Origin of the sequence: Virgibacillus salarius (assembly GCF_039521925.1) — a bacterium.
Taxonomy (GTDB): Bacteria; Bacillota; Bacilli; order Bacillales; family Amphibacillaceae; genus Virgibacillus; species Virgibacillus salarius.
Map to the genome: position 1 here is coordinate 1 of NZ_BAAACY010000042.1, position 11,115 is coordinate 11,115.

An 11,115-nucleotide genomic window follows, 5' to 3' on the forward strand; every position below is an offset into this window, starting at 1 on the left:
AGCCACAAAAACACCCCCTGAAATTAGATTTTTTACTCTAACTTCAGGGGGTCGGTACCTTATCGTTCGTTTTTTATTGTTTCTTCATTCTTTTGTCTCAGCCTCGTATTATAGCTTCGAGCAAGCAGCCTGATCCGCAATAATCATAACATTGCTATGGGTTTGTAAGATAGAAGCTGGAAATGCTTCTGTTACTTCTCCGTCAATCAATTGAGAAAGAGCATTCGCTTTTTTTTCACCAGAAACGAGTAATACAATCATCTTACTTTGCATAATCGTATCTATTCCCATTGTTATAGCTTGTTTTGGAACATCTTCAATTGTTGGGAAGAATCGCGCGTTTGCATTTCTGGTTGACTCATCTAATTGTACAATATGTGTACGACTACTAAATTGCGTACCCGGTTCATTAAATCCAATATGTCCATTTAGACCAAGACCTAAAATTTGAACATCAATATTACCTGCTTCCTGAATTAGTGATTCATACTGCAAAGCTTCCTGACTCAGGTCAGCAGCATCTCCACTTGGTAAGTGGGTCTGCTCTCTCGGAATACCTATATGTTTAAATAATTTCTCATTCATATAGTAATCATAACTATTCGGATCGTCCTTTTTCAGGCCAACATACTCATCCAAATTAAAGGTTTGAACGTGATCAAAAGTAACTTCCTGCTTTTGATATTTTTCTATTAAATTTTGGTATAAGCCTTCTGGAGTTGAACCTGTCGCCAAGCCTAGTACAGGCTTCTCCATATTATTTACTTTTTCTATAATGAATGAACAAGCCCGCTTGCTCATTTCATTGTAGTCTTTTACCTTAATTAGTTCCATTTCCGTCATCTCCTTCAAAAGCAACTACACCTCGACAAATCGTGTATTTAATAGAAAGCTGGTCATCCACGATTAGGATATCTGCATCCTTACCGTCTAAGATACTACCTTTTGTCTTAAACATTCCTACCTGCTTTGCTGGATTCATCGCTGTCATTTCCACTATATTTTTAATAGAAACATCTTTCATGCTTAGCATTTGTTGTGCTCCCTCATGCATTTTCAAGATACTTCCAGCAAGTGTACCATTCTCCAACAAGGCACGGTCTTCAGAAACCTTAACAGGCTGCCCTCCAAGTTCATAATTACCTGGCGGGAGACACTTTGCTCGCATTGCGTCAGTTATGAGCAATAGCCTACTACTTCCCATATTTTGATAAATTAATTGCAGCATCTCAGGTACAACGTGTATGCCGTCTGCAATGAGCTCTGCCCGTAATTCTTCCAACTCAAAAGCAGCACCTACAACACCAATGTCACGATGGTGGATACCGGACATTGCATTACATAAATGTGTCAGTTGTCTTACACCGTATGCTGCCGCTTGCTTAATTCCAGCATAATCTGTATCTGTATGCCCAGCTGAGACATTAATTCCAGCTTTCGTTAGTCTTTTTATAAAGCTTCCATTTTGATCATGCTCAGGTGCCATTGTAATGGTTTTAATCTTATTTCCAGAAAGCTTTTGCCATTTATTGAATAGTTTCTCATCTGGCTTAACAATATATTCAAGCGGCTGTGCTCCGGCTTTTCCCTTTTCAATAAATGGTCCTTCCAAATGAACACCGATAATGTCTGACTGACCGGGTTTATTTTTATAGGATGCCACATTCATAAGTGCCTGCTCAATTTGTTCTGGAGATTGTGTGATCGTGGTCGCTAAGAAGCTGGTGGTTCCCTCTTTTGGAAGAGTTGAAGCCATTGTATCTAAGGCTTCTTCTGTAGCGTCCATAACATCTGCACCTGCAGCCCCATGTATATGCCCATCAATAAACCCAGGTATTATATTTAAACCTTCCCCATTAATTACTTGTACCTCTTTTGGCAATTGTTTTGGTTTCTGTTTAGAATAAATTCCTGCTATTTTCCCATGCGAAAGTAGCAGACCACCATTTTCAATGACTTCCTGCTCAGCATATATTGTAGCATTCTTAATATAAATAGGATTGTCTTGATCCATTTCGCATTCATCCTTTCTCCGTTCACTATGGTTGCGCAGTATTTCTATTTTATATAAGTAAAAACTGATAGTATCAATTATCGAATATGTTATCTTAAAAACTCAAATTTCATCATACCATACTTTGGTAGGATTTTGCTGAAGATAAGATAATCTTTCACATAAAACACAAAAAAGCAGAACCATTTCTTATATGTTGAAATAGCCCCACTTTCTGCTTTATGAGAAATATACGCAATATTTGTTAATTGTTACTATGTTGATTACTCTGCAAAAGACTGTGATTTTCCTCCAGCTGCACTAGGCATACTGCTATTTCCCAACTCATTTACTAGCGCTCTTACCATCTCTTCGGATGATTTTATCTTATGATCTTCTGTTTCCTTTATAACTTTTTTTAGCAAGTTCTTGTATTTCTCTTGCTCACCCATTTTGTTCCCGCCCTTATTTTTTTACATAAATTGCTAGATACATAGAACTATAACATAAAATAAAACGAGGATTTGTCGAACAATGTCGTTTCTTTAAAGAAAATAGCGTCATTACTACAGCATTCGCTTTCATTCATTATTTTCTGACCATTAAATGTCGGTTGATTCCGTCAAGTTGATAAATGTTTCTACACTACCCTCTTCATTATATGCAGAACTTCGGAAAAATGGAAATAATAAAGGTAAAGCAATTATAATCTGTCTCCAACCGTTCATGTTATTTGATTGAGATGTATTCACCCTAATCTGTAGATTTAGCTTTAAAAACATCATAGAAATACAGAATTTAAATTTCACTTCGATTCCCAAAATAAAAACCGCTAGCTTAAGCTCACGGTTAACGTCTATTACTTCTCCATTTATTGAATTCTAGATACTCTTTAAATTGTTCTTTCGTAACACCTGATTCCATAGCTTCTTGTACGATTTTTAGCCATTCTTCATCCAATTCTTCAGGTTCATTCTTTTTTTCATCTCGAATCAATTCATTGACTGAAACTCCTAATACCTTGCTAATCTTTTCGATAAACTGGATCGATGGATTAATCTGTATATTACGTTCAATCGAACTTAAATAAGATTTAGCAACACCGGCTTTTTCAGCTAATTCTGAGATAGACATTTTCTTATCAGTACGTAAACTCTTAATTTTTTCACCGATCAAGTTCTCACCTTCTTTCAATGGGAATTATACCATAAGTAAGGTGAGTTATTCTATTTATAGTTTGCTGTAATTCATACTTTATTTTTATTCTCTGATTGATGTAAAAAATCACGAATTTCTTCTAAGGGTATGCCTAATGTTTTTGCCTGTCTGATTAAATCAACCCATTCTGAATCCAATGAAATTTGCTTAATCATCAACTTATTCAACCCCCATTAATTTCCAAAGCAGCTAAGTCATTGCAACAATGCTTATCGTTTAATTCGTGACTTTGCTCCTGTGAATTTATACGTGGTTTTCTATGTAGTATAAATTTATCTCTGTATGACTATCATACTATAAATTCACACTTATTTCCGTAGCTTGTTTTGTCATATTACAACTAGTTTTGTAAAAGCGAGTATATTAATTTTGGACTACTATGTCGATAGATTATTTTTTAACCCCACCTGGGATTAATGACACCCTCCTCTTAAGGATATGAGCAAAGACGGCAAAAGCATAAAGTTATTGCATGTAATGAAGAAGTATGATTTTGTGACGATGATATATCTAATTACAACTTTACCTGAAGAACATCGTCTGTATTTTATAACGAACGACATAATTAGTATAAAACAATTAAAAAATGTTTTAAACTGCTAAATATAGTAATTTATTAAATTTATTTTAATTTTACTTTTATTTTATTATTATTTCTACGTATTACTTAATTTAACTAAATATTTGTTCATTATAAAGAACAACTTCGTGCGATATATTATTCCAATTTATAAATGAATAAAATAGCTACTCTGCCGTTTATACCTTGATCAAATCAGCTATCTCTATGAATATGCGCCTTCATTTCGATATAATGACGTAATGACGGATAGATTACATAAGAACATAGACGAAATTCACTATTTTCGTTATAATTTACTAATGAATTGTTATTATTTTCAAACTTTGCTGTATCAAACAATTAGTATTGAGGAGAATTTAAAGTGAACTCACGTGTGGAAAAAAAGAAACATAAAAAACGAAAGTGGTTGTTCTGGGTAGGAGGGATTATCCTCGCACTGATCCTGGTAGTCGGTGTCTTCTCTATCTATGTTTGGAATAAACTAGGAGATACAGTGGAAACTATGCATAATCCACTAAATCGAGATAATGACCCAGATCGCAAAAAGGAATTAGAGTCTATCTTCAAAGATACAAAATCAGTGAATATTTTATTACTTGGAGTAGACGAACGAGATGGTGATAAAGGACGCTCGGATACAATGATCTTATTATCGTTAAATCCGAAAAACAATTCCATGAAAATGCTAAGTATTCCTAGGGATACGTATGTGACAATACCTGGTAAAGGAAAAGATAAAATAAACCATGCCTATGCATTTGGTGATGTTGAGCTATCTGTTCAAACAGTAGAAGAAAACTTTGACCTCCCAGTCCACTATTATGCAAGAGTGAATATGGAAGGTTTTGAACAGGGTGTCGATGCAATAGGTGGTGTTACTATTACAAACGATACAGCATTTTCCCAAGGCGGAATACAATTTCCAGCAGGCGAGATTCAATTAAATGGTAAAGAAGCTTTATCTTATATCCGAATGCGAAAGAATGACCCAAGAGGAGATCTAGGTAGAAATGAACGACAACGAGCAGTTATTATGGCTGCTATAAATAAGGGAGCAAGTTTTTCAAGTATTACTAAAGTCGGCGAAATCCTTAACATACTTGGAGACAACGTAAAAACAAACCTGAATATGGATGCAATGCAAACACTATTCTCTGATTATCGTGGCACGAGAAAAAATATTTCTTCAATGGAGATTAGCGGAAACGGCCAACGTATTAATAACACGTGGTACTATGTTGTTCCAGACTCAGAATTCAATCGAATTACAACAGAAATTAAAGCACATATGAACGAAAAGTAGATGAAGTTGGAAACTTCTATACCTAACGAAACGTAACAACATGGGTGGTTAAATCATCCATGTTGCTTCTCGTTCATAAGATAGAGTAGATAATAATTAGGGGGGAAATGATGAGAAAAGCAATAGTTATCGCTTTTGTTACGCTTATTGCACTGCTTACAGCATGTTCAGCGGACAAAGCTACACCAAATGATCGTTTTAATTCATACCTAGAAAAATGGAATAAACAAGAATTTGCAGATATGTATAAGATGTTAAGCTCCGATACTACTGATACATATCCAACAGATCAATTTGTTGATCGCTATAAAAAGATTTATGAGGACTTAAATGTTTCAAAATTGCAGGTGGAATTTGATAAGTTAGATAAAGATTCACTTGAGAAAGCAATGGATCAAGGAAAAGCAACCATTCCCTTTAACGTAAGCATGGAAACGATTGCTGGTCCGGTTTCTTTTGACTATAAAGCAGAACTTGTGCAACAGGGTGAAGACAAAGAAGAAAACTGGTATATTTCATGGGATCCTGGTTTTATTTTTCCTGAAATAAAGGATGGCGGAGAAATTAGTATTACATCTACAGCACCAGTCCGCGGGGAAATTCGTGATCGAAACGACATGCCATTAGCTATGAACGACACCATATATACTATTGGGATTGTCCCAGAAAAACTAGGAGCATCAGCAGAACAAAACAAGAAAAAAATTGCAAATTTACTAGGTGTCTCCGTCGAATCAATAAACGAATCTCTCAACGCAAATTGGGTGGAGCCAAACTTATTTGTTCCAATAGCCAAAATTGCAAAAACAGATCAAGAACTTTGGAATAAATTAGTAGCAATTGATGGTATTACAAGACAAGAATCTACTGGCCGTGTGTATCCTGGAGGTGAAGCAACTGGCTCTTTAGTTGGGTATATTGGACAAATTACAGCAGAAGAACTGAAAGAAAAAGATCCTGGTACGTACGATGCTAATTCTATAATAGGCAAACGCGGACTTGAAGAGTTATATGAAAAACAGTTAAGAGGGGAAAAAGGAATAAAAATTATAGTTACAAACGACAATGAAGAAGAAAAAGTACTTGCAGAAACAGCTGTAAAGAATGGAAAAAATATAAAACTGACCATCGATATTAATATTCAAGAAAAAGTATATGAATCCTTTAATGGAGATATGGGAACTGCAGCAATCATACATCCGAAAACAGGTGAAACGCTTGGATTAATTAGTAGCCCTTCTTTTGATCCAAACGAAATTCTTTACGGAACAGAACCTAATCTCTGGGAGAAACTTGAAAATGACGAAAGAAATCCACTATTAAATCGTTTCTATTCAACATTCGCTCCTGGTTCGGTTTTAAAACCGATAACAGCAGCAATTGGCTTAAAGAATGGCTCAATCGATCCAGATGAAGGTTTAGAAATCAAAGGAAAAACTTGGGGTAATGGTGAAGGATGGGGTGATTATAAAGTTACAAGAGCGTCCACATCAAACGGTCCAGTTGATTTACACGATGCGTTAGTTAGGTCGGATAATATCTATTTTGCGATGCAAGCTGTTGAAATGGGAGCCAAAGCCTATGAAAAAGGGCTAAAATCATTTGGATTTGGAGAAGAACTGCCGTACGAATACCCTATTACTCCATCGTCTATTTCATCTTCCGGTAAACTAGATGATGAAGTTCTATTGGCAAATTCCAGTTATGGGCAAGGTGAGTTAGAAATGAGTTCAATTCACTTAGCAGCAGCATATACTGTGTTTTTAAACGAAGGGAATATGATAAAGCCTACACTTTTAACTAGTGAAGATACATCACAATATTGGAAAGAAAATTTACTATCACCGGAACAAGTCAATCGTATTAAAAATGACTTGCGAGATGTAGTTCAAAATGGAACAGCAAAGAAATACGGAAAAAATAGCGCAATCCCTATTTCTGGAAAAACAGGAACAGCAGAGTTAAAGCTAACTAGTGAAGGTTCAGGTGAGGAAAATGGTTGGTTTGTTGGTTACCCCACCGAATCTGAGGATATACTCATTGCTATGATGATTGAAGAGACAAAGGAACGAGGCGGAAGTGGTTACACTACTAAAAAGGTAGTGGACCTCTTAAATAAAATGAAATAAAGGTTTTGTTTCCCTACTGATTGTTCGTACCACAAGGGTATGACCTAAATGCCTTTGAATCAATTGACATTTACTGGCAGTCGATCCCCCACTAATCCATATTGGTTTCTCTTTTTTGCTTGAAGTGAGGGATTACTGCCAGTTATATATGGGATAAAAGTGAAAGAGATTGGACAGAAAATATTTAGCAGAATCATACTGTTATTCTTTCATTGTACTAATAAATATGGGAGGTACTTTCCGGAGAAATTGCCACAGTTAACGCTGATTAAGTGAACTTCGTCTTTGCCCTTTAATCTTCGGACTAATGCCATATCTGTATGTGTCCTCCATACTTCCGCTGCTATGATTACCTGACCATTATATCTATTTCTTTCTGTAGAAATAAGCACCACTTCCAAACATGGAGCAAAAAACCCCAAACACTATCCGGATATAGCTATGTATACGGACAATAGTTCGATACTTCTTTATATTAAACGCTTATGTCTCCCCCTATTCTTTTATTACTTCATACTATAAAAGCCTTAGCAGTTCCCTAAAAGCTTTTTCATCTCTATGATCAAGCGCCTGGTCTATTAATCGTTTAATATTTAGCTGTTCTAGCTCATCTATGACAAGATCAATTGAATAGTTAGATTGCTTGTGCCTGGTTAATGTCTGATTTCGTGGTGGTTCTGTAGATCGTAAAACAGCATTAACTTTCTCTCTAAACCTTGGCAACTTCAGCAGATCTTCCATCTTTATGTAGATAACACTTGAGTTATGTTGAAAGGCAAATAGCATTCTCCTATTTTCAACTTGAAACGTACTTCGGTTAATTTTTATTTCCTTTCCTGCTATCGGAATAAATTGATATGGAGCACCTTGAATCGAAATTATGAACCTTGCATTACGTAAATTCACTAGAATATACTTCATACAAATTTTAATACTAGCGGGCCTAAAGTTCTTAACATGTACCATTCCAATGCCTCCTTATTGAATCCGATTACCTACGTTCTTATAAAAGAACATCACATTAAGTATAATCGAGAATACAAGGAAATTAAACCGGTAAATGTACGATTCATCAACTTTATTAAGAACATTTTCTTGATTATACATTATTTTTCTAAGTATTCCTTAAAATTGCAACTTTACGACTATTAAATAATTAATACTAGTATTTTATTCTCAACAAATTATCCTCCCAATTCTATTTCCTTTGTTTTAATTAACATAAAAGAATGGTTACGTACCAAAATCACTGTACGTAACCATTCTTACTTAACTTAATTCTGTTCTCTCCTCCTCAGAGAATACTCTGGACCGTGTCAAAAAACGTTTTCCTTCAGGTCCCTCCAGCGAAAACATTCCTCCTCTACCGTCAACAGCATCAATAATAAGTTGTGTATGTTTCCAATATTCATATTGATCTTTGGAGATATAAAATGGAGCTGCTCCTATATATCCAAGCAATATATCTGCTTCCCCTATTCGAAACTCATCCTTAGGATAGCACATTGGAGAGCTCCCATCACAGCATCCACCAGATTGGTGAAACATTAAATCCCCATGAATATCATGTAATTTTGTAATTAATTCAAGGGCATCTTCCGTTGCTATAACGCGTTCTACCACTTCATCACCCCATTATTTATCAACGTGCATTATCCATTAGAATAATCCAGCAGCTCCTTCACTATAGCTGACTAGCAAATTTTTTGTCTGCTGGTAATGATCAAGCATCATTAAATGATTCTCTCTACCAATTCCAGACTTTTTATACCCACCAAATGCGGCATGAGCCGGATACTGATGATAACAATTCGTCCAAACTCTACCAGCTTCAATTCCACGTCCAAAGCGATATGCAGTGTTTATATTACGTGTCCATATACCCGCACCCAAGCCGTATAGTGTATCATTTGCTATAGACATTGCTTCTGCTTTGTCTTTGAACGTAGTGACTGATAATACTGGTCCGAATATTTCTTCTTGGAAAACACGCATATTATTTTTCCCTTTAAAGATAGTAGGTTCTACATAATAGCCGTTTTTTAATTCTTCATTTTCTAATTTATTTAGATTTCCACCAATTAATACTTCAGCACCTTCTTGCTTACCAATATCTAAATAGGATTGGATTTTTTCCAACTGTTCTTGAGAAGCCTGTGCCCCCATCATCGTCTCTGTATCCAATGGATGACCAATCTTTATTTGTTTCACTCGATGAATTGCACGCTCAATAAATCTTTCGTATATTGCTTCATGTACTAGCGCTCTGGAAGGACATGTACAGACTTCCCCTTGGTTAAGGGCAAACATAACAAACCCCTCGATCGCTTTATCTAAAAATCCATCATCTGCATCCATCACATCTTCAAAGAAAATGTTCGGAGACTTACCTCCAAGTTCTAATGTTACTGGAATAATATTTTCCGAGGCATATTGCATAATTAGCCTTCCCGTCGTCGTTTCTCCAGTAAATGCTATTTTAGCAATTCTACTACTCGATGCTAAAGGTTTGCCTGCCTCTACTCCAAAACCATTTACTACATTAACTACTCCTGGCGGAAGTAAATCTTTTACTAACTCTAACCAAACATGTATAGAAGCTGGTGTTTGTTCAGCAGGTTTAATAACCACGCAATTTCCTGCCGCCAAAGCCGGGGCTAACTTCCATGTAGCCATTAATAAAGGAAAATTCCAAGGAATAATTTGCCCAACAACACCTAGAGGTTCATGAAAATGATAAGCAATTGTATCATGATCAATTTGGCTAACGCCGCCCTCTTGTCCTCTAATTACACCAGCAAAGTATCGAAAATGATCAATGGCTAGCGGTATATCAGCTGCTAATGCCTCTCTAACCGCCTTCCCATTATCCCAGGTTTCCGCAACTGCTAGCATTTCTAAGTTTTCTTCCATTCGATCAGCAATCCTATTTAATAGTAACGCACGCTCTGCTACAGAAGTTTCCCCCCAGGTGTCCTTCGCATTATGAGCTGCATCAAGAGCCGCTTCTACATCTTCCTTTGTAGATCTAGCAACCTCACAGAATACTTCACCTGTGACTGGACTTACATTTTCAAAATACTTCCCTTTTACAGGTGAACGATATTCCCCACCTATAAAATTATCGTATTTACTCTGAAAGTTGACCAAAGCACCAGCTGAATTAGGGTTTGCATATCTCATATTATTCCTCCTTTATAGAAAACGCTTACAATTTATGTAGATCTAAGTTGTACTTATATAAAAAGTATAACAATTAATTCTAAATTATACCAATAATTGAATAACTATTTAATAAGAACAACAGCGCAAGCGGCCGATTTATCCACATGGGCTAATTTTATAATTTCCTAAACTAAGAAAAAAGCCTTGATTAATCAATAATCAAGGCTTAATACCGAACTCATATATCCGGAGATACTAAAGCATGCTTATTTTACTTCAGGAAGAATTCTTATTTCCTGCTTCATGGATGACTGACATAACGGACATTTCGGTTCATCCTCAAAGCTGTATGATTCCCTCATCCACCCCTGGCAATCATCGCTTATGCATGACCAGACATTTGTCTCCACTTCTTGAACCGGTTCTTTCGGTCCTCGTGAGAATGACATGAAAGCATCTCCTTTCTTGTAACACTTCTATTATACGCTTTTCTAACAAATAAAGAAAGACCCCTGACTGTCTATGAGGCTTGGACTATACCTTAACAGCTATAACCCGATTCATTTACTCTATACTATATTCTATGTTAGATGTTGGAAAGTTATTCATAATTATCCAACATCGCTAGAACCACGGTTTTTTTAATACGACGTAAAGGGGCTGGGACATAACTAGCCCTTATGAAGTTAAAAAAGATTCCAGTTATCAAAAAATGATAGCTGGA

At 36.0% G+C, this 11,115-nt stretch carries 11 protein-coding genes; 2 read left to right on the plus strand and 9 right to left on the minus strand.

The window, feature by feature from the left end; translation table 11 throughout:
- Positions 1–108 precede the first annotated feature (108 nt).
- From nagB to ABDZ84_RS06230, 5 genes are all read right to left on the minus strand, one after another.
- Entirely contained in the window at positions 109–834 is a 726-nt protein-coding gene (gene nagB / locus ABDZ84_RS06210) for a glucosamine-6-phosphate deaminase (protein ID WP_026682036.1), read from the minus strand.
- On the minus strand, positions 821–2,014 hold the full coding sequence (gene nagA, locus ABDZ84_RS06215) for an N-acetylglucosamine-6-phosphate deacetylase (protein WP_166530589.1): 1,194 nt from the start codon (positions 2,012–2,014) through the stop codon (positions 821–823). Before nagA ends, nagB begins: the two co-directional genes overlap by 14 nt.
- Positions 2,015–2,277: 263 nt before the next feature.
- On the minus strand, positions 2,278–2,445 hold the full coding sequence (locus ABDZ84_RS06220; protein ID WP_162986483.1) for a hypothetical protein: 168 nt from the start codon (positions 2,443–2,445) through the stop codon (positions 2,278–2,280).
- 397 nt (positions 2,446–2,842) lie between these two features.
- Complete coding sequence (locus tag ABDZ84_RS06225) at positions 2,843–3,169, minus strand: helix-turn-helix domain-containing protein (protein WP_026682038.1); 327 nt, start codon at positions 3,167–3,169, stop codon at positions 2,843–2,845.
- A gap of 71 nt (positions 3,170–3,240) precedes the next feature.
- A complete protein-coding gene (locus ABDZ84_RS06230; protein WP_121605940.1) occupies positions 3,241–3,366 on the minus strand; it encodes an anti-repressor SinI family protein in 126 nt (41 codons plus the stop codon).
- Positions 3,367–4,155: 789 nt separating this feature from the next.
- Between ABDZ84_RS06230 and ABDZ84_RS06235 the strand changes: the two genes are divergently transcribed.
- Together ABDZ84_RS06235 and ABDZ84_RS06240 are read left to right on the plus strand one after the other, a co-directional pair.
- Entirely contained in the window at positions 4,156–5,097 is a 942-nt protein-coding gene (locus ABDZ84_RS06235; RefSeq protein WP_343780586.1) for an LCP family glycopolymer transferase, read from the plus strand.
- A 110-nt stretch (positions 5,098–5,207) separates the two neighbouring features.
- Positions 5,208–7,226, plus strand: coding sequence for a penicillin-binding transpeptidase domain-containing protein (locus ABDZ84_RS06240; protein WP_343780588.1), 2,019 nt, complete (start codon positions 5,208–5,210; stop codon positions 7,224–7,226).
- Positions 7,227–7,742: 516 nt separating this feature from the next.
- Here the strand turns inward: ABDZ84_RS06240 and ABDZ84_RS06245 are convergent.
- The 4 genes from ABDZ84_RS06245 to ABDZ84_RS06260 all read right to left on the minus strand — a co-directional run bounded on the left by ABDZ84_RS06245 (position 7,743) and on the right by ABDZ84_RS06260 (position 10,840).
- Positions 7,743–8,192 (minus strand): IDEAL domain-containing protein, encoded by a 450-nt coding sequence (locus tag ABDZ84_RS06245; protein ID WP_026682040.1) that lies wholly within the window; start codon positions 8,190–8,192, stop codon positions 7,743–7,745.
- Between the two features lie 303 nt (positions 8,193–8,495).
- Positions 8,496–8,849: a DUF779 domain-containing protein gene (locus ABDZ84_RS06250; protein WP_026682041.1), complete on the minus strand. Its 354-nt coding sequence runs from the start codon at positions 8,847–8,849 to the stop codon at positions 8,496–8,498.
- Positions 8,850–8,885: 36 nt separating this feature from the next.
- Complete coding sequence (gene exaC, locus ABDZ84_RS06255; protein WP_026682042.1) at positions 8,886–10,409, minus strand: acetaldehyde dehydrogenase ExaC; 1,524 nt, start codon at positions 10,407–10,409, stop codon at positions 8,886–8,888.
- Between the two features lie 248 nt (positions 10,410–10,657).
- Entirely contained in the window at positions 10,658–10,840 is a 183-nt protein-coding gene (locus ABDZ84_RS06260; protein WP_026682043.1) for a cold-shock protein, read from the minus strand.
- Between the last annotated feature and the right edge of the window lie 275 nt (positions 10,841–11,115).

Bases quoted from the DNA above. Each gene is read 5' to 3' on its own strand.
- ABDZ84_RS06260 (WP_026682043.1), bottom strand. From the start codon at position 10,840: ATGTCATTCTCACGAGGACCGAAAGAACCGGTTCAAGAAGTGGAGACA.
- exaC (WP_026682042.1), bottom strand. From the start codon at position 10,409: ATGAGATATGCAAACCCTAATTCAGCTGGTGCTTTGGTCAACTTTCAG.
- ABDZ84_RS06240 (WP_343780588.1), top strand. From the start codon at position 5,208: ATGAGAAAAGCAATAGTTATCGCTTTTGTTACGCTTATTGCACTGCTT.
- ABDZ84_RS06220 (WP_162986483.1), bottom strand. From the start codon at position 2,445: ATGGGTGAGCAAGAGAAATACAAGAACTTGCTAAAAAAAGTTATAAAG.
- ABDZ84_RS06245 (WP_026682040.1), bottom strand. From the start codon at position 8,192: ATGGTACATGTTAAGAACTTTAGGCCCGCTAGTATTAAAATTTGTATG.
- ABDZ84_RS06230 (WP_121605940.1), bottom strand. From the start codon at position 3,366: ATGATTAAGCAAATTTCATTGGATTCAGAATGGGTTGATTTAATCAGA.
- nagA (WP_166530589.1), bottom strand. From the start codon at position 2,014: ATGGATCAAGACAATCCTATTTATATTAAGAATGCTACAATATATGCT.
- nagB (WP_026682036.1), bottom strand. From the start codon at position 834: ATGGAACTAATTAAGGTAAAAGACTACAATGAAATGAGCAAGCGGGCT.